Raw genomic sequence first — 25,393 nt, forward strand, 5'->3', positions numbered from 1 at the left:
ACTGCGTAACGCCTCGCACAATCCACATGCAACGCTAATGCGGTTTGCGCCCCATCGCGCTGAGGAAGCGCTGCTGCAGGCGCAACAGCTCCTCCAGCTCCAGCAGGCGGTAATCGATGCCGAAACGCGGCGCCACCTCGCCGATGATGCGGCTCAGCGCCGGGTAATGGCGGTGGCTCCAGTGCGGGAACAGATGATGCGTCAAATGCAGGTTCGCCCCGCCGAGCCAGTATCCCAGCCAGCGCGGCCGGGTCAGCCAGTCGAAGGTCGTGGCGAACACATGGTGATACCAGCCGTGCGGCATCGCACCCTGCGCCGGCGCCTGATAAAAATTGGCTTTGGCCCAGTGGGTGCCGATGATCAACATCACGAACAGCAATGAAGAAAGCATCTGGCTCAGCAAATAGACCAGCAGAATTTGCCCGATGCCGATGGCCGGCGGCAGCAGCCAGCACGGGATCGCCAGCGCCAGCAGCAGGTGCGCCGCCTTGCCCGCCAGAAATCCGCACCAGCCGCGCACGCCCTGCTGCGCCATGCGCGCCGCCACGCGGGTGCGGCCCGCCCGGTCCAGCCAGTCGAACAGCCAGATGTAGTACGGGAACGTCAGCGCCGCCACCAGCGGCCAATAGTAACGCTGGGCGCGCATAAAGGGCCGCCAGCGCTGGAACGGCGTTTGCCGCAGCACGCCATTGGCGTCGATGTCAGGGTCGTAATGTTCGATATTGTTATGGGCATGGTGAAACAACACGTGGCGCACGCGCCAGCAGTCGGGATCCAGCCCCAGCGGGACGCTCACCAGGGCGTTCAGCCAGCGGTTGGCCCAGGGCCGACGGAAAAACGCGTTATGCGAGGCGTCGTGCACCACGTTCACCGTCAGGAACATGCCAATAAAGATAAAGCCGAAATAACAGGCGAAAAACGCCCAGCCGTTTTGCTGCTGCAGGCTCAACCCGTAACACAGGCCGCACAGCGTCAACAGCAGCGCCACCTTCGCCAGCATGCCGCCGTCGGCGAAGCGGTGATCGCCGTTGGCCGCCAGATAATGCTGGGCGGCCTGCATCAGCGCGCGATGTAGCCCGCCGTCGTCGCGCCGATAGGCTAACGGGCGCAGCGGTTTCATGGCTGCCCCATAAGGCGCAAGAAGCGCTGTTGCTGCGCCAGCAGTTCGCGATAGCCGATGCAGCGATATGCCATGCCGTGCCGCTGAGCCACTTCCGCCACCGCGGCGGCCAGTGCCGGATAGTGGCGGTGATTCCAGCCGGGAAACAGGTGGTGGGTGAGGTGATAGTTCAGCCCGCCGGTCAGGTGTTCCAGCCAGCGCGGCTCAGGCTGCCAATCGCAGGCGGTGGCGAAATTGTGCCGGTACCAACCGTGCGGCATGCTGTCGCCAGCCGGCGCCGGGTAAAACTCGGCCTGCGCCCAGTGGGTGCCCAGCAGCAGGAACACCACCAGCAGCGAGGCAAACATCTGGCTGAGCGCGTAAGCCAACAGCACCCAGCCCCAACCGATGCCGTGCAGATGGCACAGGATCAGCGGCACCACCAGCACCAGCGCCACATGGAGCAATTTGCACAGCGCGAACAGCGCCCAACCGCCCCGCCCCGCCAGCACGCGTTTTTCCCGCAGCGGCGTTTTATCGAGCCGATCGGACCAATCGAAAATCCACGCGATGTAGGGTAGCGAGAGCGCGGCGATCAGCGGCCAGTACAGATGCTGATAGCGCATATGCGGCCGCCAGCGCTGGAACGGCGTCTGGCGGAAAAAGCCGTTCTCTTCGGTGTCCAGATCGTAGTGTTCGACGTTGGCGTAAACGTGGTGGTAATCCACGTGCCGCGTGCGCCAATAGTCCGGATCGACGCCCAGCGGCAGCGTCACCAACCGCCCCACCAGGCGATTGGCCCAGGGCGCGCGCAAGAAGGCGTTATGCGAAGCATCGTGATTGACGTTGACGTTGAGCAGCATGCCCATGGCCACGAACAGGAAATAGCAGAGGAAAAACGCCCAGGGCTGATGCTGCATCAGGCTCAGGGCATAAAACCCGACGCACAGCGCCAGCAACAGCGCGGCCTTGGCCAGCCGCGCGGTATCGGCATAGCGATGATCGCCCGCCAGGCAGGCGTGCGCCGCGCGCTTGAGATCGCGGTGAAACGCCTGCTCGCCATCGGTGGGGAAACGCAGCGGCGGTAATAAGTCAGCCATGCGGTTCCTCCACGGCGGCCGGTGCGGCCACTCGCCCCCAGCCCAGCGCCACGCACAGGGCATGCAGCGCCACGGCGGCCATGGCGATATGCCAATAGCGCTGCGGCCAGCCAAGATAGCCGATAAACAGCAGCGGCATGCCCAGCGCGATCAGCAGCCAAACGGCGCTCGCCCACGGCCGCCCTTCCGTCATGCCGCCCAGCGCCACCGAGCCCAACGCCAGCAGCACCAGCAGCGCCATTTGCGGCCAGCTGATGTCGCCGTAACCGTAACCGTAACCGTATTGGTAGACGTAACCGACCACCAGCGAGAACAACAGCATGGCGCCGCTGAAGACGCTGAGCGCCGAACGGCGGTCGCGCGGCCGGCCCGGCGCCGGGCGCCAGGCCAGACGGAAATAGCGCAGGAACGGCAGATTGCTCGCCCAAAATGGATTGGCGGACGGCCGATCGCCGCTGACGCCGTAGCTGAACGGCGTGGTCGGTAGCGCCGGGCAGAACGTGCCGAACAGCTTGTCCCAAAAGATAAAGCTGCCGCCGAAGTTCTTATTGGAATACGCCATGTCCTTGACGTGGTGCACCCGGTGGTGCGCCGGCGTGACCAGGATTTTTTCCAGTACGCCCAGCTTCGGCGTCAGCGCATTGTGGTTAAACAGCTGAATGCTGTAGTGAAAAATCGACACCGTGACGAACACCGACAGCGGCACGCCCGCCAGCGCCAGCAGCAAAAAGAACGGGATCGACGTCAACGACGAATACCAGGAGTTGCGCACCCCCAGCGACAGGTTGAAGTGCTCCCCCTGGTGGTGCACCACGTGTACCGCCCACAGCACGCGGAAGCGGTGGTGCAGGCGATGCAGCCAGTAGAAACCGAAGTCCCACGCCAGCAGGGCGAACAGCCACATCAGCAGCGGCGGCCAGGCGTCCAGCAGCCCCAGGCTGAAATGCGCGGCCACGTAGCCGTAGCAGGTGATCTCCAGCCCGCGGAACAGCCACAGCATGATATGGCCGGAGTTCAGGTTGAACACCAGATCGTGCCAGTTGACCGGCTCACGGCGCCCCCACTGCAGCGCCACCGCCTCGGCCACCACGATGAACAGCATGAACACTATCGGCAACGCCAGATCGCTCATCCTACTTCTCCTTTAACCACGCGCCGGCGTAGGGCCTCTATGCGCAGGGCCAGCCAGCCGGCGAACAGCGCCAGCAGCGCACCGCCGGCCAGATCGACAAACAAATGGCGGCGCAGCTGCAGGATGGAGAACGCGATCGCCACGCCCCACAGCATCCACAGCGCCGTCCGCACTTTGCGCTCGCCGTCGCTCAGCGCCCACACCGCCAGCACCGTCAGCGCCATGTGCAACGACGGCAGGCAGTTTTGCGGCGAATCCACCTGCGTTAACGCCGCCAGCAGCTGCGCGCTGAGCCCAACGCCCTCGTTCTGCGGATAGGCCATGGTGGTCGGCCACAGCAGGTAAACTGCCCCGGCGCCCAGCGCCGTCAGCTGCATCGCCAGCGTCAGCCATTTGATTCGCTGCAGCGGCGCCAGCAAATAGCCCGCCGGGACGATGAGGAAGAACGACAGATAGAGCCAAATGGCCGCCGGATTAAACGGGATCGCCCGGTCAAGCGCCGATGGCGGCAGCAGGGTTCCCGCCCCCTGCAGGCGATCGGTCAGGCTATACACCACCCCGACCGTCCCCCAGCCGAGCAACATGTGCCCTAGCCTGAACAGCATCTTTTTCATGCTTCCTCCGCCTGGCGCACGATGCGCCGCCGCTTGCGATCGAACTGCGGTAACACCGCCTGCGCCGTCAACCGCCATTCGAGCCGATCGGTGGCGATGCCCTGGCGAGCGAACAGCGCGATCAGCTGCGCCTGGCAGTGCGCCAACGCCGCCGGGCTGCAATCGGCGATCAGCTCCAGCCGGTGCTCGCCGCGCTGGATCAGGCGGTAATCGCTGGTCAGCGGTAACGCATTGGCGATCGTCCGGCTGCAGGCATCGGCGAACACCGCCTGCGGCTGTCGCTGCGCATCGGGTAACATCAGCTGATCGTCGCGCCGCCCTTCGATACGCGCAATCGCCCGCGTCGGTTGCCCGCACGGGCAGGGTTCCTTGCGCAGCACCAGCACATCGTCCAGCCGATAACGCACGATCGGCTGCGTGCTGCGGGTGAAATCAGTGATCAGCGGCGTAAAACGCTGCTCGTCGATCCACTGCGGTTCGATATGCAAAAACTCTTCGTTCAGATGCAGCGTGCCGTGCGCGCAGGTGGCGGCAAGAAACCCCTCGGTGGCCTGATACACTTCGCCGACCGCCGGAAACACCTGCATCAGCAGGCGGCGATCCTGCTCTTCCAACACCTCGGCGACCGAGATCGCTTTTTTGACCGGCAGCTTCACCTGCCCGGCCAGCACCGCCAGCGCCAGGGCACGCAGCACCTGCGCAGGGGCCACGATGATGCTGGGCGCCTGCCGTTCCAGTGCGGGCAGATGCTCGCTGAACGGCGCGAGCAGATCGTAAAACGCCAGGCTCAGCCAACGGTTGTTTACGCTGTGATAGAGATTATTGTCCGCCCGCAGAAACAGGGCGACGCGCTCGCCGGCCAACAGCCCGTCCGGCAGCATCTTCGCCAGCATGCCACCGGCCCACACCTGCTGTTCGCGCGGACTGACGACAAACACGCCGCGCTGCCCGGAGGTGCCGGACGACAACCCGACGCTGTAGCGCCCGATCTTCGGCGTGAAATCGCGATCCGCCTCGCTGTGCTGCGCGCAGGCCAGCACCGCTTCCCGGCTCAGCCCGGCGGTATTCATCAGGTCAAACTGCGCCATCATCAGCGCCTTGTCCATTTGCGGCCATTCGGCGAACGGCCGGCGGCTGAAGCGCTGAAAATAGGGGCTCTTGCTCAGCACCCGGCGGGCAAAGCCCGCGAGCTGCCGGGCCTGATGCGCCTCCAGCGCCGCACGATCGCCAAAGCGCAGGCGCCGGGCGCGGAAATAGTGCCACAGGGTCATGAAGGGGATCACAGGTCCCCCTCGTGGCACAGCAAAATGTTGACCTGGCCGCCCGCCCACAGTTGGTTAAGCCGTTCCAGCGTGCGGGTGTACGCCGCCGCATCGTCCATCACCAGATTGGCCAGGCGCGAAGGCCCGCGCAGCGTCTGGTAGCTCTGCGGCGACCAGGCGGCGTCGCTGGCCAATAGCGTCCAGCCGGCGTCGGTGAGAATAAAGGCGCCGATATGGCCGGCCGCATGCCCCGGCAGCGGCACCAGCACGATCTGCCCCTCGCTGCCCGGCAGCGCGTAACCGCGATCGAACGGCGCCAGCAGCGCGGGCAACGCCACCGAGGGAAAAGCCTCCATAAACTGCAGACGACTCTCGAAATCCGCCGGGATCAGGCCGGGAATAAAGGCGCGCTTGAGCGCCGCGAACCCGCGCAGCCCACGGGTTTGCTGCCAGCCTTCGCCGGAGCAAATAAAGTCGAGGTGGCTGAAATCCTGCAGCCCGGCGATGTGATCCGCGTGAAAGTGCGAGACGATCAGCGCCTGGATGTCGCCTTCGGCGTAACCGGCTTCGCGCAGCTGATGCGCCAACGACTCGGCGGGATCGAAATAGACCGGCGTCATGCGGCGGTAAAGGCTGAATACCCCCGACTGCGTGTGCTGCTGAAAATAATGCGCGTAGCCGGTATCCCACAGCCAGCGGCGCTGCCCCACCTCCAGCAGATAGGCGCGCGCCGGGAATTTACACACCCGGAACCCGGCGCCGCGCAGCGCCATACAGCCGATATGCGTGCAATAGCCCACTTCAAATACGGTGACCTTAGCCATGCGGTATGCCTCCTTGCTGCCGCAGCCACTCGCCGGTCAGGCGGATCCCCTCCTCCATCGAGTAACGCGGCCGATAGCCCAGCTCTTCGATCGCGAGGGTCTGGCTCAGGGTCATGTCAAAATGCACCGCCGCCACGCTATAGCGCGTCAGCAGCGGTTCCTTGCCGCTCAGGCTTGCCCACAGCTCCATGCCGCCGGCCAGCGCCTGCAGCAGCGGATACGGCACGGCCTGCAGCCGGTAACGCAGCCCCAGCTCCTGGCGCAGCAGCGCATCCAGCATCTCCGCCAGCCGCTGCGGTTGGTGGTTGGTGATGTTGTACACGGCGCCGGACGGCAATCCGCGTTGCCGGCTGGCCAGCTCCATGGCGTGCACCACGTTGGGAGCAAAGGTCAGATCCAGCAACGCCTGCCCGCCGCCGGGCAGCCGCAGCACGCCGCGATCGCGTTCGAGCTGTTGCAACAGCCGCGGCACGATCACCCGATCGTGCGGGCCAAACAGGCCGCGCGGCCGCAGAATAATATAGGTGGTTTGCGGGTAGATCTTCGCCTGCGCCAACAGCCGCTGCTCGGCGGCGTGCTTGCTGGCGGCATAGTGGTTGGCGAAGCGCCGGGCGCGATAACCCTCATCAAGATCGTAATGCGGCTGAAAATCGAAGTAGATTGCCGGCGTGGAGATATGCACGAAGCGCCGCACGCCGCAGCGCCCGGCCGCCTCCGCCAGCTTGTCCGTCGCTGCGGCGTTGATGCGGTGAAATTCCGCTTTGCTGCCCCAGGGCGAAGACTTGGCCGCACAGTGCCACACCCACTCGCAGTCGGTTACCAGCTCCCGGCACTGCTGCGGCGTGGCCTGCGCCAGATCGAGCGAGTAAAATTCGGCGCCCAGCTGGCGCAACGCTTCGCCGGCCCGCTCATCGCGGCCGGTGGCGCGCACCTGATGCCCGGCTTCCAGCAACCACTCCGCCGCGTTGCGCCCCAGCCCGCTGGTCGCCCCGGTCACCAGCACCCTCATGGCAGCAACACCATGCCGGCCAACGCCAGCCCGGCGGCGGTGCCGATCAGCATCACCGGCTGGCCGGGATTGAAGCGCCCGGTGGTCACGGCGGCATGCAGCGCGGTCGGGATAGACGCCGCTACCTGGTTGCCGTGATGGCGGTAGATGTCCACCAGCGCCTCGCTGGAGACGTGCAGCCGTTTGCGCATATGTTCGAGCGACAAATGGCTGGCCTGGTGCGGCACCACGGTGGCGATCTGCCCCAGGGTCAAGCCGCTGGCGCTCAGCAGCCGGTCGAGGTAGTCCTCAATCAGCGCCGACGCCTGACGGAACAGCGGCTTGCCCTGCATATGAAACAGGAAGTCTTGCTCGCACATGCCGGCGCGCGGGTTGCGGCGCGTGCCGCCGGCGCGGATCTCGCACAGTTCGCTGCCGGCGGGATAGGTTTCCACCAGGCTGGCGAGGATGCCGCTGGCGCCGTCGCCGCGCTCCACGATGGCGCAGGCGGCGCCGTCGCCGAAGATCAGCGACGACTCTTCGTGCTGCCAGTCGATGCCGCGCGAAGCGAGATCCGCCGAGACGATGGCGATACGCCGATACGTCCCGGCGTTCAACAGCCCCGCCGCCACCTGCAGCGCAGAGATGAAGCTGACGCAGCTGCTGTTGATGTCGAAGCCCGGCGTACCCGGTGCCAGCCCGGCAACCTTGAGAATATGCGCGGCGGTGCACGGCAGCGCCTGCACCGCTATCGCCGAGGCGGAGATCAAAAGGTCAATGGAGGCTGCCGGAATGGCGCTGCGGGCCAGCGCGTCTTGCAGCGCGGCGGCGGCGAGATCGGCCTGGCTGGCGTCGTCGGCGGCGTGATAGCGGTAAACGATGCCCGAGCGTTTTTCAACGTAGCCGGCCGGTTTCCCCAGGCGGGCATCGAGCGTAGAGGAGGCCACGCGGTTGGGCGGCAACGCGGCCCCGGTGGCAATGATTTTCAGAGGCAACAGCTCGGGTGAGCGACATTGTGTGGTCATTATTGTTATTGATTAACCTGACTATCCATAAAGCGATTCTCCCGCACGGCGCAAAGGCTATGCGGATCATCCCCGGTTTTTATGTCCCAAAAGGCCTTTCATCAAGGCGGTATCTCTTGTTATCAGCTGGCGCGGGCCGACGTCCGTCGGCGGAAGCATAAGCGTAACATTACTGAGATATTCAGTTTACGGCAAGGCGGCGAGAATGGGCAGACGGCGGGAGAATTATCGGAATAGCGCCGCCGCTGGCGATCGGCGGCGGCGGGGTCAGGCTCAGCGGCGGTTGCGCACCAGCTGGTAACGGCGGGTCAGATACTCTACCGGCGCACTCCAGATATGCACCAGGCGGCAGAACGGGAACAACACGAACAGCGTCATGCCCAGCACCATGTGCAGTTTGAAGATAATCGCCACGCCTTCCAGGTGCGCAGAGGCGCCGGCGTGGAAGGTCACCACCGCCTGCGCCCAGGCCACCAGCTTCATCATTTCGCTGCCGTCCATATGCTGGGCGGAGAACGGAATGGTCAGCAGGCCGAGGCACACCTGCACCACCAGCAACGTCAGGATCATGATGTCGGCGAAGCTGCTGGTGGCGCGCACCCGCGGGTTGGTCAACCGGCGCTTCAGCAACAGCGCGCCGCCGATCAGCGTCATCAGGCCGCAGGCGCCGCCGGCGATCATCGCCAGCTTCTGCTTCACGTCGATCGGCAGGAAGGCCTCATACATCCAGTGCGGCGTCAGCATGCCGAGGAAGTGGCCCGCGAAGATGCCGATAATGCCGATGTGAAACAGGTTGGACGCCAGCCGCATGCCCTTTTTATCCAGCATCTGGCTGGAGCCGGCGCGCCAGCTGTACTGCCCGTAGTCGTAACGCAACCAGCTGCCGATCAGGAATACCGCGCCGGCCAGATAAGGGTAGATATCGAAGAAGAACTGATTCAAAAATTGCATGATTAGCGTCCTTTGGTTCCGGTTAACGCATCCGTCAGGTCCAGATACTGTGGTGCCACCGCGACGGCGAAGCGCCGCTGGTGCGCCGTCTGCTGGGCGGAGGCGCAGCCCTGTTCGCCGAGAAACTTGACCTGCTCCTCTTCCCACACCGCATCCAGCGCCTGCGGCGTATCGTCACGTGCCTCTTGCGCCACCTGGGGCTCCAGCGTCTGGGCCTGCACCTCGCTGCCGGACAGCGCCAGCAGCAGATCGAACAGCACCGCATACGGGCTTTCACGCTGTTGCAGGCGCGCGCCCAGCAGCGCCAGGATCGGCGCGATGTCCTGCAGCCCTTCACGCGCCTGCGCCGCGCTGCGGCTGGCCAGATACTCCAGATACAGCGGCAGGAAATCCGGCAGCTCGCGGCTGTCGATCTCCAGCCCGGCGGCGCGGTACTGCGCCATCAGGTCAACCATCGCCTGGCCGCGATCGCGCGACTCGCCGTGCACGTGCTCAAACAGCAGCAGCGAGGTGGCGCGGCCGCGATCGAACAGCTCGCAATAGTCGGCCTGCACGTCCAGCAGCGGGCGGGCGCACAGGCGGCGGATAAACAGAATCAGCTGCGCACTGTGGTGCAGATCCAGCTCGCTGGCCGGCTCCAGCGCTTCGATGAGCGCCTGCTGATGGTCAAACAGGACCTGCTCCGGGTAATCCAGCAGGCGGGCGATCACTTTCAGGCTGATCATGAGGCATCCTCCGGCCGCGCGGTTTTCGCGGTCACGTCGATGGCGTCGATACGGCGGCTGTTGAACAGGTTGAACTTGCCGTCGCTGCCGTGGCAGCCGTCGCCGAAGCTGAAACCGCAGCCTTTGCTTTCCGGGAAGGCTTCGCGCGCCAGCTCGCGGTGGCTCGACGGCACCACGAAGCGATCTTCATAGTTGGCGATCGCCAGGTAGCGGTACATCTCCTGCGCCTGCGCTTCGCTCAACCCGACCTGCTCCAGCGCGCTGGTGTCCACCACGCCGTCGACGGTTTCCGCCCGCTTGTAGTGGCGCATCGCCAGCATGCGCTTCAGCGCCAGCAGCACCGGTTCGGTATCGCCGGCGGTCAGCAGGTTCGCCAGATACTGCACCGGAATGCGCAGGCTCTCGACGTCCGGCAACACGCCGCTGTGCGCCAGCTCGCCGGCGTCGGCGGCGGACTGAATCGGCGACAACGGTGGCACGTACCACACCATCGGCAGCGTGCGGTATTCCGGGTGCAGCGGCAGCGCCAGCTTCCAGTCCATCGCCATTTTGTACACCGGTGACTGCTGGGCGGCTTCAATGACGCCCTGCGGCACGCCGTCCGCCAGCGCCTGAGCAATCACCTTCGGATCATGCGGATCGAGGAAGATATCGAGCTGGCTCTGGTACAGATCCTTGTCGTTCTCCACCGCCGCCGCCTGCTCGATGCGGTCGGCATCGTACAGCAGCACACCGAGGTAGCGAATGCGGCCGACGCAGGTCTCCGAACAGACCGTCGGCTGCCCGGCTTCGATGCGCGGGTAGCAGAAGATGCACTTCTCGGACTTGCCGCTCTTCCAGTTGAAGTAGATTTTCTTGTACGGACAGCCGGTCAGGCACATGCGCCAGCCGCGGCACTTGTCCTGGTCGATCAGCACAATGCCGTCTTCGCCGCGCTTGTAGATCGCCCCGCTCGGGCAGGTGGCGACGCAGGCCGGGTTGAGGCAGTGTTCGCACAGGCGCGGCAGGTACATCATGAAGGTGTTTTCGAACTGTCCGTACATCGCCTTCTGCAGGTTGTCGAAATTCTTGTCCTGCGAGCGCTTTTCGAACTCCCCGCCGAGGATCTCCTCCCAGTTCGGGCCGCTTTCGATCTTGTTCATGCGCTGGCCGGTGATCAGCGAGCGCGGGCGAGCCACCGGCTGGTGCTTGCCCTGTTTGGCGGTATGCAGATGCTGGTAGTCGTAATCGAACGGCTCGTAGTAGTCGTCCAGCGCCGGCACGTCCGGGTTGGCGAAGATTTTCGCCAGCACGCCGACGCGGTTGCCCATGCGCGGTTCCAGCTTGCCGTTGATTTTACGTATCCAGCCGCCCTTCCATTTTTCCTGATCTTCCCAGGCGTGCGGATACCCGACGCCGGGCTTGCTTTCCACGTTATTGAACCAGGCGTATTCCATACCTTCACGGCTGGTCCAGACGTTTTTGCAGGTGACCGAACAGGTGTGGCAACCGATGCACTTGTCCAGATTCAGCACCATGCCGACTTGCGAACGAATTTTCATTTGCTGTTCTCCTGCTGACTGCCCTGCGCGTAGTCGTTGCCTTCGTCGTCCAACCAATCAATGCGGTTCATCTTGCGCACCACCACGAACTCGTCGCGGTTGGAGCCGACGGTACCGTAGTAGTTGAAGCCGTAGGCCAGCTGCGCATAGCCGCCGATCATGTGGGTCGGCTTCGGACAGGCGCGGGTCACCGAGTTATGGATGCCGCCACGCTGGCTGGTGATCTCCGAGCCCGGCAGGTTCACGATGCGCTCCTGCGCGTGGTACATCATGGTCATGCCGGCCGGGATACGCTGGCTGACCACCGCGCGCGCCGTCAGCGCACCGTTGGCGTTGAAGGCCTCGATCCAGTCGTTGTCCGCGATGCCCAGATCTTTGGCGTCGTCTTCGCTCAGCCAGACGATCGGGCCGCCGCGCGACAGCGTCAGCATCAACAGGTTGTCGCTGTAGGTGGAGTGAATGCCCCACTTCTGGTGCGGCGTCAGGAAGTTCAGCGCCTTCTCCTTGTTGCCGTTCGGCTTGCTGTTGAGCAGCGGCTGGGCGGCACGGGTGTCGATCGGCGGCCGGTATACCAGCAGGCTTTCACCGAAGGCGCGCATCCACTCGTGGTCCTGATACAGCTGTTGACGGCCGCTGAGGGTGCGCCACGGGATCAGCTCGTGCACGTTGGTGTAACAGGCGTTGTAGGAAACGTGTTCGTCTTCCAGACCGGACCAGGTCGGGCTGGAGATGATTTTGCGCGGCTGCGCCTGAATGTCGCGGAAGCGAATTTTCTCGTCTTCCTTGTTCAGCGCCAGATGCCGGTGATCGCGGCCGGTGACGTTGCTCAGGGCCTCCCAGGCTTTTACCGCCACCTGGCCGTTGGTTTCCGGCGCCAGCGACAGGATCACTTCCGCCGCGTCTATTGCGCTCTCAATCTTCGGCCGCCCCGCCGCCGGGCCGTCGGCCTTGACGTAGTTAAGCTGTTTGAGGAAGTCGACCTCGGTTTGGGTGTTCCAGCTGATGCCCTTGCCGCCGTTGCCCAGTTTGTCCAGCAGCGGCCCCAGCGAGGTGAAGCGCTCGTAGGTGGCCGGGTAATCGCGTTCCACCGCGATGATGTGGGGCGCAGTTTTGCCCGGGATCAGATCGCACTCGCCTTTCTTCCAGTCCTGCACGCCGTAAGGCTGCGCCAGTTCGGCGGCGGAATCGTGCTGGATAGGCAGGGTCACCACGTCGGTTTCCTGACCCAGATGGCCGACGCACACCTCGGAGAAGGCCTTGGCGATGCCCTTGTAGATCTCCCAGTCGCTCTTCGAATCCCAGGCCGGATCGACCGCCGCCGACAGCGGATGGATGAACGGGTGCATGTCGGAGGTGTTCATGTCGTCTTTTTCGTACCAGGTGGCGGTCGGCAGCACCACGTCGGAGTACAGGCAGGTGCTCGACATGCGGAAATCGAGCGTCACCACCAGATCCAGCTTGCCTTCGCCGCCCTGCTCGCGCCATTCCACTTCCTGCGGCTTCACGCCGCCCTGCTGGCCGAGATCTTTCCCCTGAATGCCGTTTTCGGTGCCCAACAGGTATTTGAGCATGTACTCATGGCCCTTGCCGGAGGAGCCCAGCAGGTTGGAGCGCCAGACAAACAGGTTGCGCGGGAAATTCTGCGGATTGTCCGGCTGCTCGGCGGCGAAGCCCAGCGTGCCGTTTTTCAGGCTATCGACGGTGAACTCGACCGGCGACTGACCGGCCGCACGGGCCTGCTCCGCCAGGCGCAGCGGGTTGGTGCCCAGCTGCGGCGCCGACGGCAGCCAGCCCATGCGCTCGGCGCGCACGTTGAAGTCGATCAGGCTGCCGCCGAAGCGCGACTTGTCCGCCAGCGGCGACAGCAGCTCGTCGGTGCCGACGGTTTCATAGCGCCATTGGCTGGAATGGTTGTAGAAGAACGAGGTGCTGTTCATGTGGCGCGGCGGGCGCTGCCAGTCGAGGCCGAACGCCAGCGGCAGCCAGCCGGTTTGCGGCCGCAGTTTTTCCTGGCCGACGTAGTGCGCCCAGCCGCCGCCGCTCTGGCCGACGCAGCCGCAGAAGATCAGCATGTTGATCAGGCCGCGGTAGGTCATGTCCATGTGATACCAGTGGTTGACGCCGGCGCCGACGATGATCATCGAACGGCCGTGGGTTTTCTCGGCGTTTTCCGCGAACTCGCGGGCAATGCGGATGATGTTGTGACGCGACACGCCGGTGATCTGCTCGGCCCAGGCCGGGCTGTAGGCCTTGACCTCGTCATAGTCGGCGGCGCAGTTGGCGTCGCCCAGCCCGCGTTCCAGACCGTAATTGGCCAGCGTCAGGTCATACACGCTGGTCACCAGCGCTTCGCTGCCGTCCGCCAGCTGCAGGCGTTTCACCGGCAGCTTGTGCAGCAGGATCTCGTCCAGCGCCACGCTGTTGAAATGCTCGCTGTCCGCGCCGCCGAAGTACGGGAAGCCCACCTCGGCCACGTCGTCATGCATGCCCAACAGGCTGAGCTGCAGCTCGACTTCCTGTTGCGACTTGCCCTCGCGCTGTTCCAGGTTCCACTTGCCCTTCTCGCCCCAGCGGAAGCCGATGGAGCCCTGCGGCGCCACCAGATCGCCGCTGCGGCTGTCGATAGCGACGGTTTTCCACTCGGGGTTGTTTTCCTGGCCCAGCCCGTCCACCAGATCGGCGGCGCGCAGCAGGCGGCCGGCGGCGTAATGGCCGCCTTCACGCGCTTCCAGCAGCACCAGCATCGGCATGTCGGTATAGCGGCGCACGTAGTCGCGGAAGTAGCCAACTTCGCGATCGAGATGGAACTCTTTCAGCATCACGTGGCCCATCGCCAGCGCCATCGCGCTGTCGGTGCCCTGCTTCGGATTCAGCCAGTGGTCGCACAGTTTCGCGACTTCGGCGTAGTCCGGCGTCACCGCCACGGTTTTGGTGCCCTTGTAACGCACTTCGGTAAAGAAGTGGGCGTCCGGGGTGCGCGTCTGCGGCACGTTGGAGCCCCAGGCGATAATGTAGGAGGAGTTGTACCAGTCGGCGGATTCCGGCACGTCGGTCTGCTCGCCCCAGGTCATCGGCGAGGCCGGCGGCAGATCGCAATACCAGTCGTAGAAGCTCAGGCAAGCGCCGCCGATCAGCGACAGGTAGCGGGCGCCGGCGGCGTAGGACACCATCGACATCGCCGGGATCGGCGAGAAGCCGATGATACGGTCCGGACCGAAGGTTTTGGCGGTATAGACGTTGGCGGCGGCGATCAGTTCATTGACCTCCTGCCAGCTGGAGCGGACGAAGCCGCCGCGGCCGCGCGCCACCTTGTAGCTTTTGGCTTTTTCCGCATCGCCGACGATAGAGCCCCAGGCCGCGACGGGATCGCTGTGCTGCGCTTTCGCCTCGCGCCACAGCTTGAGCAGACGCTTGCGCATCAGCGGGTATTTCAGCCGGTTGGCGCTGTACAGGTACCAGGAGTAGCTGGCGCCGCGCGGGCAGCCGCGCGGTTCATGGTTGGGCAGATCGGGCCGGGTGCGCGGGTAGTCGGTTTGCTGGGTTTCCCAGGTCACCAGGCCATTCTTCACGTAGATCTTCCAACTGCAGGAACCGGTGCAGTTCACGCCGTGGGTGGAACGCACCACTTTGTCGTGCTGCCAACGGCTGCGGTAGCCGTCTTCCCAGTCGCGGTTGGTGTTCAAGGTCTGGCCGTGCTCGCCAGAAAAAGGCTCCGCCAACTGCTTGAAATAGCGGAAACGGTCTAAAAATTTGCTCATCCGGAATGCTCCTGAAGGCTCTTGTCGTTATAAGAAGACATGCTCAATCTGCCGCCAGCCTACTGACGGCCAACCGGCGGCAAATTGATTGCGATCAAGAGAAAGCGGGAGGCGACGCGCGTATCGGGTGAGAAATACCACCAAAGTATAGGTGCGGGAGAGGGAGTTAATCGATTGAATTTAAATGAATAAAAGAGACTGTCATGACAAAGACTGGCGGAAGGGAGGCAAGGCGGGGTATTTGGGGGTAGGACGCGGGAGAGACCTCCCGCGTGACGTTAACTCGACGCATTCAGCGCTGGAGCCACAGCGTCGCGGTGCCCACGGCGGGCAACGCCAGCGCGATCTCCGCCCCCCCATCCTGCTGCCGCCAGCCCGCCGGAAGGCGCAACCGGGTGCTTCCCTCTCGATAGTAAGGATTGGCTACCAGCAGCAAGGCGCGATCGCCCAGAATAAACATCCGCGCCGGCATTTGCGGATCGCTTCCCGCCAGCGGCGTCGATTTTCCCGTCAGCAGATAAGGGGTGAAAGCGGCGATTTGCTGCGACACGGCAGCCACACCGCGCCAGGTGGCGTCAAACTCCCGTTGGTCGAAGCGGCCGGTTTTACGCTTGTAAAACAGATCGGTATAGGAATAAAACAACAGCCCCTTGGCGCCGCCGATCAGCGCCTGCCAGGCCTGGTTGCGGATTTCCGCCTCTGACGGCGGATGTGGCTTACGGCGGGCGTCATAAGCGGCGTGATCCATGATTTGCATCACCACCCAGGCCCCGCGCGCCTGGCGGGCGGCCTGCACCGTGAGTTCGGTATAACGCGTGGTGCGCGTCAGATCGCTATCGTTCCCCACCGGGTAAGGGTCGGTCGCCAAAATGTCGCTGCTGTTGAAGTGAGCGTCCAACTCCCCGGTTTTGTTCAACACCTGGAAGGTGGGATGATCGCCGTCAAGCTGCTTTATTTGCAGGTTTTTTTCCTCGATCTTATCGAGATATTCCGGCCCCAGCTCATCGTTGATGTACCAGGCGAGCAGGTTGGGCTGAGAGCGCAAGCGCTGCACGTACCAGGCCGTCAGCGCCGCGTAGTCACCACCGCGCGCGGGCGGCGCGAAGCGGCTGCCGCGGTACTGATCTTTGACGGAGTAAATCACCAGCAGCCCGCGCTGGCGTGCGTTGCGGAAAAAAGCGTAAGGATCTTTCTTCTCCCCATAATCATAATTCAGCACCGTGTTGAATCCCGCCGCTGCGATGCGCGCCAAATGCTCATCGGTAGCCACGTTGGCGTAAATACCCAACGGGAAAAGCCGTTGACCATCGCGCACGGTAAAGCCTTCGCTGTCGATCGCCACTTTGGCCGCAGGCTGCCCGACGCGAAAAGACAGCTCGCTGCCCTGTGCCGGCTGGGGTTGCTGCCCGGTGATCTGCTGACGCAAACGGTATTCCCCCTGGGCCAGGCCGGTCGGCAGTGGGTATTCGATCCGGCGCTGCCCTTCAACCTGATAACGGTCGCGGCTACGGTGAACAACCAGCCCCTCGGCATTGAGCAATTCGCTGTCGACCTGCAAACGCTGCGGCTGCGGAGTGACCAACAGCGTGTCAACCTTCCCCTGCGCCGACGCGCCGAGCTGATACAACGCCGGCGTAGACGCTCGAGCACACGCATAGGCGTCGTCAAACCAGGCGGTACCGGTGCTCCCCTTGCGCAGATAGACGCCAAAAGTGACTCGCGCCGCCTGCGGCGGCACGGTATAGCTGGCGCTCACCTGCCGCCAGCCGCTGTCGCCGGTCACCCCTGCCGGATAGCTGCCTTCCAGAAAGCGCCCCTGCGCATCGAAGCTCTGCAGATAAACCCCGGCGCCGCCGTCGCGGCTTTGCCCGCGTACGCCATGGGTCTTCAGCCAGACGCCGAAATCGATCGTCTGCCCGGGCGCAACCCGCAGCATCTGACTGAAGGTGCGGTACTGCGCGGCATCTGCATTGTCATAACGCAGACTACCACGGCCGCTGTGCGCATCGCCGTCGGCCTGTGCGCCCTGCGCACGCCAGCCGCTGAGCCCCTGCTCAAAGCCGGGGTTGGCCAACAGATTGGGTTGGCAGCTCTGCGCCAGCGCCGAAGCGCTCCACCAGGCGCAACAGCCCAGAGCCGCCATCTGATACATCCCCTTCATGGTCATTTCCTTTTCACCACGGCGTTGAACAGGTAAGTGGCGAACAGATAGCAGGATTTCTGGTAAGACAGCCCCAAATGCTGACGGTAAATCCGCCATTGCCAGTCCGCGGCGCGGATTTTGTTGCCCGACAGCGAATGGGTAGACAATCGGTAACAGGCCAGCGGTTCGGGAATGCAGTAGGCCAGGCCGTTACGCGCCTTCTGCAGCACCGCCAGCCACATCAAATAGTCCTCATGCCCCACTTTTTGCTGATACACCTTACCGATGCGCTTCTGGTTGTAGATGCCGGTGAGATTGCCGATCCAGTTGCTTTTCAACATGTCCTGATAGCCAATAAGCTCATCCGCACCCCGGGTGTTTTTGATCAACTTTAGGTCGTCTTCGAAGGTGTAATAATGGGAACACACCACGTCGTAGCGGCGGGTTTGCAAAATGCTCGCCTGGCGCGACAGCTTGTTGGGGAGCCATACGTCATCGCTGTCGCAGAAGGCGATATAGTCGCCCTTCGCCGCCTCAATGCCGATGTTGCGCGTTTCCGCCACGCCCTGGTTATGCTCATTGCGTATGTAGGTGAGGCGATCGTGGATAAACGGCCGCACCACCTCGGCAGTATCGTCGGTGGACGCATCATCGATCACATACAGGTGATAATCGGTAAATCGCTGATTCAGCACGCCTAGAATCGACTCTTTAATAGAGTGCGCCGCATTGTAGGCCGGCATTATCACGGATATCTTTTCCATTCTGTCCTCACTCGGTGAGCTGTTGCCACTCGGGATAAATACGTTCGGGAGAAAAACGACGGGACTTCTCTAACGCGGCGAGAGAAAAGTGCTCGCGCAAACCCGGATCGAGCATCAGTTTGATCACCCCTTCGCTGAAGGCGGCGGCGTCGTCATCGGGCACCAGATAGCCGTTGACGCCATCGTCTATCAACTCGGCCGGGCCGGTCTTGCAGTCGTAGGCCACCAGCGGCAGGCCGAAACTCATGGCTTCGATCAGCACCATCGGCAACCCTTCATAGCGAGAAGTCATCAGATACAGGCTGGCTTGGCGATAATAGGCCGCCACGTCGGCGGTGGCCGGCAGCAGACTCACCTGCCGCTCCAACCCGGCGTCTTCAATCTGCCGCCGCAATGCGTCGCGCTCCGGACCGTCGCCAATAATCAGCAGCCGCCAATCCGGCGCCTGCGCCGCCACTCCTCGCCACAACGCGATCAGACGATCGAAGCCTTTCTGATTGCTCAATCGCCCCACCGCCAGCGCCACCTTTTTCTGCAGCGTCGGCGTCGGCGCCTGCGTGCCGAACGGTGAAACGTTCTCGATCACCCGACATTTCCCCGCCCCCACCCAGCGGGCGATGGCGTCGCTATCTTGCCGCGTCAGAAAAATTACGCGGTCACACAGCCGGTAAACCAGCAACTTCAACCACTTAAATACGCGCGGATACTGGTGAAAGCTGACGTGTTCACTCAGCAGCAGCCGGCTGCGGGCACAGAACAAACGCAGAAAAGGCGTCATTACCACCGACAGCTTCCCCATGGAAACGGTAATGATCACGTCCGCGCGTTCACGCCGCAGGGCCATCGCCAGCCGCCATGGCCAGAACAGCGAATCGCCGCCGCCGCAGCGCAGCCGGACGTCGTTCGCCAGCGGAAAGAAGCTCCGCTCGCCAAACAGCGAAAACAGCGCCACCTCGTAACCCGGCAGACGCGCCAGCGCATTGGCCAAACCGCTGGCGACCCGTTCAGTTCCGCCCTTGCCCGCTATATTTTCGATAACGATGATTACCTTGCGTGGTTGCATATCATCTCCTGAATCCCTGGCGTACATTGCGCAGCAGCCGGCCGCCCACCGAGAACAACCCCAACCGCGCCAGACAATCGCCATACCATTTGATCATCTTGAACTTGCCGCTCAGGCTGCGCCGCACGATGCGCGACGAGTAATAATTGAACGCCTGGGCGTTCTCCGAATACAGCGAGGCCAGCAGGTGCTTGCAGGCGAATCCGCTGATATGGCGATCGCTGGGGCTGAGGAAGGTATTGATAAAGCGATCGCTGGCCTCCAGATTAAGCTTCGCCGTCATGCGCCCGTAGCGCCCTACGTCGAGAAACACCCCTCCGCCGGCGTCGTGCGCCACATGCGCGCCCAAATTGGTGGCATTGACCAAAAAGCCCCAATCCTGATGCTTATTGAGGAACTCGGGAAATAAAAAGCGGCGATCGCTTTTTTTACGTATGCTGATGGTGGATGAACGAATATCGCCCATTTCCAGAAAAAGAAAATCTTCGCCGGAAGAACCGGATTTGTAGTGGAAGTTGAAGTCACGTACCGAATCGCCGCTCACCTCCGCATAGTTACCGAAGATAATATCAATATGGCGATCTTCATGTTTATTCATGCGGCGGATAATATAGTTGGTTGTGAAGTAATCATCGGAATCGAGAAAAAACACGATCTCCGATTGCGCCAACTTGATGCCTAAGTTACGCGATACCGCCGCATTGCTCTTCTTTTTTTTCTCGTGCAGCATCACATTGCTATTGGTTGCTGCTATCTGGCGAATATATTTAATATCATCCTCGTCAGAGCAATCATCAACCAAAATCACCTGATAGTCGAACCCCTGGCAAGCGTTGAAAACCCGCTTCAGAGTTTTAGGCAGATAGCGTGCACTATTGTAAATAGGGATCACGATCGAGAAATCCATTTCTTAACCCTCTAATTTAGAATTTATCATTTCTTTTCCACGGCAAAGCAACAATAACGACACGTTAAATACCGGGACCAAAAAATAGGTTTCCGTCAACGTTGTTAACAGGAAAACCACCACCACCCAGCGCATGAACCGACTCAGCTTGCGCATGTTACCCAACAGGTGAAAATAACAGAAAAGCATGACGACAGAGGCGATGCCACCAGCCGAATAAAACATGGCAATGAAGAAGAAATCGACGGGTTTATAAGGTTCTATATTCATGCCGAACAGCGGGTTGGGTAGCCCCACCGCCTGAAACATCTGCCAGGAGAACCAGACTCGCCCGGTCAACGCCTGGTTCAAGAGGACGTCCAATGCCGGATTGCTGCCCCAGAGCATAACGCTGGCGAATTGAAAGCCGACAATAACCAACGTCAGCACGATGCAGACTTTTCTATTGGGGGCGACACGCAGCAGCGGCGCCAGCCAAAACAGCAATAACATCAACAACGCCAGCATAAAACAGGTACGAGAATAGGAATACATCAGCACCGGGAGAATTAACGCCGACACCGCCAACGACGCGATATTTTTCATTCCACGCATTAGTTTCGCATGGTCGATCAGGCACAGCAGCGTGGCGAACAAGGCAAAAGAATAATACGCCAGGGTATTCGGGTTATCGAAACCCAGCGTTAATCTGTTGCCGTAACGTTCATCAAGATAAACAAACCCATTGGTGTAAAAGCTATAGGGAATGACCATCAGCAACCCTGCCACCACAAAGGCGATGGCAAACATTTCAGCGCCACGTCCCATGTCTATGCGGCGAAATAAAATGATCACCGCCGTGCTGAATACCGCGCCAAACAGATAATCCCCATGCCCGGTGGCAATATTAACCAGAAACAACAGAGCCAAAAAACCCGCAACCGCTTTTTCCGCCAGCGTAGCGATAAAAAATGCATAACCGACATAGAGCAACATCAGGCCATTAAGCCCCATCACGGTTTTATTAATCAGCTCGCTGTTGAACGATCCCGAGGTCAGGAAGGTTTTCACGAAAAACATCAGCAGAAAGGTCAATACGATGGATTGATTGACTAAATCCCGCGACTGATTATAACCGGCGTTGGCATGCATTTGAAAATTGGAGGCGACTCTTTGCATAAGTGTTTACTCAGTAAAATAACTGCCCCATTCCTGCTCAATGTTTTTCGGCATCAGCTTGCTTAACCCCGCGCCAGGCGTAAACGTCAACTCACCGAAATACACCTTCTCGCCGACCTGGTAGAAATCCACGCGGACATAAGAGAACTGCTGCGCTGTCTGGCGAGCCAAACGCGTCATTTCGTCCAGCCGCGTAGGGCGCGGCATCGGTTCGTCGGCATTCGGCAAGCTGATACGGATTTCGGTGCGGTTCCAGTCGATATCGAAAATATCGCGCCGATGAGTGCCGAAACGCTGATAGTCCACCTGGATGAACATGCGAATTTCATGATTGTCGTTAAAACAATGAAACTTGATATCGTTCGGCACCTGCTCGCCATCCAGCAACAGGCGCTCCACCATGATGCAGGGTTCGATATCCAGATAATGCTTTTCGCGACTCTGCTCGTAAAAGTTGCTGCGCATCCACGCGTTGCTGAGATCGTACAACTCCGCGTAGCTCACCTGCTGTTTGTCGAACACCAACCGGTTATAACCGCTGCCGTGGTTGGCTTTCAGTACAAAGGCGTTGGGCAATTGCCTGAACATGTCGTAGCTGAGCTCGGTGCCATGCGCATACAGCTCTACCAGATACTCCTCGCCCCACAGACCGGCGATAAATTCACGTACCTTGAACTTGTCCGACAAGGTGGTGTAGATGCTGCGCGGGTAAATTTTGCGTCGCATGATCTTTTCGCTGAAGCCGGTCGGTTTTGACAGGTGTGGCAGCTTCTTGAAATAGAGCGCGTATTTAACCTGATGGTGCCAGGCATCGGGCAGGCGCTTGGAAATGTTTTTAACCAGGATGTTTAACATGTTCTCTCCTTAATTTGCTGACAAGACGCGGCAAGCAGTAAAAACAGGTCAGCTGCAGTCGGGTAATTTTTCCGCCACGGAATAAACTGTTCAGCACGAAGAACGAAATGAATTCCGCCAGCAGCGTAGACACCGCCGCGCCGATCAGGCCGTAGCGCGGGATCAGCAGCAGATTCATCACCACGTTCGCCACGGCCACCAACGGCATCTTGATGGCGATAAAGCGATAACCGGCGAACAGCACGATGCTGCGGTAAGAAACTGTCCCCATTACCGAGAACAACGAGGTCAGCGTACAAATAGCCAGGATGCTGGCGGCCGGTTGGAAAGCGGCACCGTACAGCAGCGCAATGGCCGGGTGGGCGAACCACCACAGGCCCAGCAACACCGGCAACGACAGGCCCAAGACCACCAAATACAGCACCCGTATACGGTATTCTTGCTCCAACGGATCGCGACAGCTGGCAATGCCCGGCATCAACGAGGTGATCAGCGCCATCGGCACGAACACCCAGCCTTGGCTGAGGGTGGTGGCGGCACTGAACCAGCCTACCGCCTGCTCGCCGACCAGATTGCCCAGCATGATTTGATCGATGCGGGTATAGATCACTATCGACAGGCTGGAGATGGCCAGCGGCAGGCCCACCTTGAGCAAATAACGGCCATAGCGCCCGGCCTGGCGCGGCGTAACCCGCGGCGAGGCCGCAGCTTCGCCACGGAATAACCAGAGGCGCGCCAGGTAAGGGACGGCGCTGCTGAGGATGTAGGGCACCGCGAACCACACCAGCGGCAGCGCGGCGCTCACCAGCGCCAGCCGCAGTCCGATCGACAGCAGCAGCGCTAGGTTGTTGATCAGCGTATTGCGTTTCGACTGCAGGCGGGCATCGTAATAAATCTTGTACACGTCCTGAATCGAGAAATAGGCGCTGACAAGCAGCAACAGCGTCATCAGTTGGCTGGCGGGCGATTGGCTGAAATAGCTCCATGTCAGTATCGGCAGCGTCACCGCCAGGAACAGCCAACGGCGCAGGCGTATTGACGCCAGCATCAGGCGAATGCCGCTTGGTTGTCGGCGGGCGACGCGGTTGAAAATGATGCTGTCGGCGCCCAACTGTACCAGTGGCACCACGATGGCAATCGTCGCCAACAGATAGTTGAGCGCGCCAAACTGCGCGGGCCCCAGATAGCGCGCAACGTAAATGGAGACGAAGATGCCGGACAGGCTGAGCGAAACGCGTTCGAGCATCAGCCACAGGGCATTGGTGATAATGGCCTTCACCCGCTTATTCCCCTGCCTGCGGGCGATCTTCCCGATGGCTTGGGTAGGCGAAGTTGTAGTAGCTCATGTCGGTTGACGCCTTCTTCACCATGCCGTTGAGGATCACGCCCTTGATCCCCACCCCATTCTGTTCGAAACGGCGCATGCTGGTTTCGATCTGCTTGACGGTGTTGACCTCAAAACGCACCACCAGCAGCGAGGTGCCGGCGTGATTGCCGACGATCGCCGCATCCGTCACCGCCAGAATCGGCGGCGTATCGATCAGCACCAGATCGTAGTTTTGCCCGGCCCAGCGCAGAAAATCGGCGAAACGGCGATGCATCAACAGTTCGGACGGGTTCGGCGGCACCTGGCCGCGCGGCACGAAGTCCAGATTGGCGATGGCGGTTTTCCGCACCGCCTGTTCCGCCATCACGTTGCCCACCAGCAGATCGGACAGGCCCTGATGCCCGTCATCCGCCAGCCAGCGGTGCAGGAAGCCTTTGCGCATATCGGCGTCGATCAACAGCACCCGCTGCCCGGCCTGCGCCACCACCACCGCCAGGTTGGTACTGGTAAAGCTCTTGCCGCTTTCCGGGCTGGCACCGGAGACCATCAGAATGTTGTTCTTGGCCTCCATCATGGCGAAATGCAGGCTGGTGCGCAGGCTGCGGATCGCTTCCACCGACAGATCCGTCGGTTCGGCCACCGCCAGGATCGGCAAGCGCCGGCCGCCGGATTTAGGCAGCAAATGACGCTGTTCGCGGTTGCGCTTCACCTGCCACGGCGACAGCGGCACGGTGGCGTAGACGTTGATGCCCCGTCTCTCCAGGGTATCGATGTCATTGATGCCGCGATGGAAAGCCGCGCGCAACAGCACGACCGAGGCGGCGCCCGCCGCGCCCAGCAGCAGCGCCAACAGCACGATCAACGCCTTTTGCGGCTTGATCGGCCGGATAGCGGTTTCCGCCTCGTCGATGATGCGAACGTTGCCCACCGTGCCGGCCTTGCTGATGCTCAGCTCCTGCTGCTTGTTCATCAGCTGCATGTAAACCTGCTGATCCACCTGCACGTCGCGGGTGAGGCGCAGGATCTCCTGCTGCATTTTCGGCAGCGTCTGCACCTGTTTACCCAGCCGCGCCTTTTCCGCCTCCAGCGTGGCGCGCTTTTCCAGCAGCGCCCGGTAAGCCGGGTGCACACGGGTATAGAGCTTGGAGATCTCCGCTTCCTTGAAGGTCAGCTCGTTGAGCTGGGCCTCGAGCTGCACCTGAGTATCCAGCACCGATTTGGCTTCCAGCGACAAATCCACCGAGTCGTTTTGCTGGCGGAATTGATTGAGCTGAGTTTCGGCGTTGTTCAATGAGGTTTGCGTTTGCGGCAGCTGCTCTTGCAGGAACGCCAGCATACGCTGCGTCTCTTCCGTTTTGCGATCCACGTTCTGCTGCAGATAGTTGTCGGTGATGTTCTTCAGCATCGCCTCGGCATTCTGCGGATCTTCGCTCGGCAGCGTAAAGGTCATGATGCCGCTGTCCTTGCCACCCGGCACCACGTCCAGGTATTTACGCAGATCGTCCACCGCTTTTTGACGCGCGACTTTGACCACGGTAAAGCTGGCGCCCGGCGCCGCGTCCAGCGCCGAGACGGTCATGTTCCAACCGCCCTGCGCCACCGGCTGCCCGACCACGCCGCTGAACAGTTTGTCGCCGTCATGGCTCAATTCGTAATGCTGTCCGTCGCGCACCGTCAGCGTCAGCGTTTCGTCCAGCATGTCCTCCGGCGTCGTCAGCGTGGTAATGTCCAGGACCGGCGGCTTTTCGCCGCTCAGCCGGGCAAAGCCTTTGCCGAACACCGGGAAATAGTCCGGGCTGACGCGCACCGTCAGACCGAGGGCGTCCACCGTTTTGCCCAGCACGTAGCGTGACTTGACCAGCGTCACCTCATCCTCCGTCGCCGAACTTTGCCCCATCGAGCTGTCCAGCGTTTCACGCAGCAGCGAATCGCCGGACAGCTGCTTCTCCACCTGCACCACCGCCGTGGCCTGGTATACCGGGGTGGCCAGCAGGGCGTAGGCAACACCCAGCACGCCGGCCAAACCGGTCACGGCGGCGATCCGCCAACGGTTATCCCACAGCGGCCCGATCAGGCGCTCCCACTCCAGCTTTTCATCTTGTTCGGCCACCATCACGGACAGCGCATTGTTTTTCATCTTCTGTTCCTTATTCACCC

At 61.7% G+C, this 25,393-nt stretch carries 20 protein-coding genes; all 20 read right to left on the minus strand.

Annotated elements, in window-relative coordinates; genetic code table 11:
* Positions 1-34: 34 nt before the first annotated feature.
* On the minus strand, positions 35-1,120 hold the full coding sequence (locus tag ACJ8QI_RS10385; protein WP_049234792.1) for an acyl-CoA desaturase: 1,086 nt from the start codon (positions 1,118-1,120) through the stop codon (positions 35-37).
* On the minus strand, positions 1,117-2,199 hold the full coding sequence (locus ACJ8QI_RS10390) for a fatty acid desaturase family protein (RefSeq protein WP_442532448.1): 1,083 nt from the start codon (positions 2,197-2,199) through the stop codon (positions 1,117-1,119). The genes ACJ8QI_RS10385 and ACJ8QI_RS10390 overlap by 4 nt, the downstream gene beginning before the upstream one ends.
* Positions 2,192-3,331 (minus strand): sterol desaturase family protein, encoded by a 1,140-nt coding sequence (locus tag ACJ8QI_RS10395; protein ID WP_336850338.1) that lies wholly within the window; start codon positions 3,329-3,331, stop codon positions 2,192-2,194. The genes ACJ8QI_RS10390 and ACJ8QI_RS10395 overlap by 8 nt, the downstream gene beginning before the upstream one ends.
* Positions 3,328-3,945 (minus strand): phosphatase PAP2 family protein, encoded by a 618-nt coding sequence (locus ACJ8QI_RS10400; RefSeq protein WP_084827675.1) that lies wholly within the window; start codon positions 3,943-3,945, stop codon positions 3,328-3,330. The genes ACJ8QI_RS10395 and ACJ8QI_RS10400 overlap by 4 nt, the downstream gene beginning before the upstream one ends.
* Positions 3,942-5,228, minus strand: coding sequence for a F390 synthetase-related protein (locus ACJ8QI_RS10405; protein WP_442532449.1), 1,287 nt, complete (start codon positions 5,226-5,228; stop codon positions 3,942-3,944). The genes ACJ8QI_RS10400 and ACJ8QI_RS10405 overlap by 4 nt, the downstream gene beginning before the upstream one ends.
* Positions 5,225-6,031, minus strand: coding sequence for an MBL fold metallo-hydrolase (locus ACJ8QI_RS10410; RefSeq protein WP_060439746.1), 807 nt, complete (start codon positions 6,029-6,031; stop codon positions 5,225-5,227). The genes ACJ8QI_RS10405 and ACJ8QI_RS10410 overlap by 4 nt, the downstream gene beginning before the upstream one ends.
* Positions 6,024-7,040, minus strand: coding sequence for an NAD-dependent epimerase/dehydratase family protein (locus ACJ8QI_RS10415; RefSeq protein WP_060439745.1), 1,017 nt, complete (start codon positions 7,038-7,040; stop codon positions 6,024-6,026). Before ACJ8QI_RS10415 ends, ACJ8QI_RS10410 begins: the two co-directional genes overlap by 8 nt.
* Positions 7,037-8,044, minus strand: coding sequence for a 3-oxoacyl-[acyl-carrier-protein] synthase III C-terminal domain-containing protein (locus ACJ8QI_RS10420; RefSeq protein WP_074026772.1), 1,008 nt, complete (start codon positions 8,042-8,044; stop codon positions 7,037-7,039). The genes ACJ8QI_RS10415 and ACJ8QI_RS10420 overlap by 4 nt, the downstream gene beginning before the upstream one ends.
* A gap of 273 nt (positions 8,045-8,317) precedes the next feature.
* On the minus strand, positions 8,318-8,995 hold the full coding sequence (gene narI, locus ACJ8QI_RS10425; protein WP_025303199.1) for a respiratory nitrate reductase subunit gamma: 678 nt from the start codon (positions 8,993-8,995) through the stop codon (positions 8,318-8,320).
* Positions 8,996-8,997: 2 nt separating this feature from the next.
* Positions 8,998-9,720 (minus strand): nitrate reductase molybdenum cofactor assembly chaperone, encoded by a 723-nt coding sequence (gene narJ, locus ACJ8QI_RS10430; RefSeq protein WP_442532450.1) that lies wholly within the window; start codon positions 9,718-9,720, stop codon positions 8,998-9,000.
* The gene (narH, locus tag ACJ8QI_RS10435) at positions 9,717-11,261 is read right to left on the minus strand and encodes a nitrate reductase subunit beta (protein ID WP_033634924.1); all 1,545 of its coding nucleotides are present in this window, start codon (positions 11,259-11,261) and stop codon (positions 9,717-9,719) included. Before narH ends, narJ begins: the two co-directional genes overlap by 4 nt.
* Entirely contained in the window at positions 11,258-15,019 is a 3,762-nt protein-coding gene (locus ACJ8QI_RS10440; RefSeq protein ID WP_107226356.1) for a nitrate reductase subunit alpha, read from the minus strand. Before ACJ8QI_RS10440 ends, narH begins: the two co-directional genes overlap by 4 nt.
* Positions 15,020-15,311: 292 nt before the next feature.
* The gene (locus ACJ8QI_RS10445; protein WP_442532695.1) at positions 15,312-17,171 is read right to left on the minus strand and encodes a carbohydrate binding domain-containing protein; all 1,860 of its coding nucleotides are present in this window, start codon (positions 17,169-17,171) and stop codon (positions 15,312-15,314) included.
* Between the two features lie 11 nt (positions 17,172-17,182).
* Positions 17,183-17,926 carry a glycosyltransferase family 2 protein gene (locus ACJ8QI_RS10450; protein ID WP_060424048.1) on the minus strand — a complete coding sequence of 248 codons (744 nt, stop codon included), beginning with the start codon at positions 17,924-17,926 and terminating at the stop codon, positions 17,183-17,185.
* A 7-nt stretch (positions 17,927-17,933) separates the two neighbouring features.
* A complete protein-coding gene (locus ACJ8QI_RS10455; protein WP_070914683.1) occupies positions 17,934-18,989 on the minus strand; it encodes a glycosyltransferase family 4 protein in 1,056 nt (351 codons plus the stop codon).
* Position 18,990: 1 nt separating this feature from the next.
* Positions 18,991-19,896, minus strand: a complete 906-nt coding sequence (locus ACJ8QI_RS10460) for a glycosyltransferase family 2 protein (RefSeq protein WP_038876980.1) — start codon at positions 19,894-19,896, stop codon at positions 18,991-18,993.
* Between the two features lie 3 nt (positions 19,897-19,899).
* On the minus strand, positions 19,900-21,054 hold the full coding sequence (locus tag ACJ8QI_RS10465) for a hypothetical protein (RefSeq protein WP_070914682.1): 1,155 nt from the start codon (positions 21,052-21,054) through the stop codon (positions 19,900-19,902).
* Between the two features lie 6 nt (positions 21,055-21,060).
* A complete protein-coding gene (locus tag ACJ8QI_RS10470) occupies positions 21,061-21,909 on the minus strand; it encodes an ATP-grasp fold amidoligase family protein (RefSeq protein ID WP_060440674.1) in 849 nt (282 codons plus the stop codon).
* The gene (locus ACJ8QI_RS10475) at positions 21,890-23,188 is read right to left on the minus strand and encodes a flippase (RefSeq protein ID WP_038876976.1); all 1,299 of its coding nucleotides are present in this window, start codon (positions 23,186-23,188) and stop codon (positions 21,890-21,892) included. Before ACJ8QI_RS10475 ends, ACJ8QI_RS10470 begins: the two co-directional genes overlap by 20 nt.
* A 4-nt stretch (positions 23,189-23,192) precedes the next feature.
* Positions 23,193-25,373, minus strand: a complete 2,181-nt coding sequence (locus ACJ8QI_RS10480; protein ID WP_442532451.1) for a polysaccharide biosynthesis tyrosine autokinase — start codon at positions 25,371-25,373, stop codon at positions 23,193-23,195.
* Positions 25,374-25,393 lie beyond the last annotated feature (20 nt).

Source organism: Serratia sp. CY84636 (assembly GCF_052166245.1).
Lineage (GTDB): Bacteria > Pseudomonadota > Gammaproteobacteria > Enterobacterales > Enterobacteriaceae > Serratia > Serratia nevei.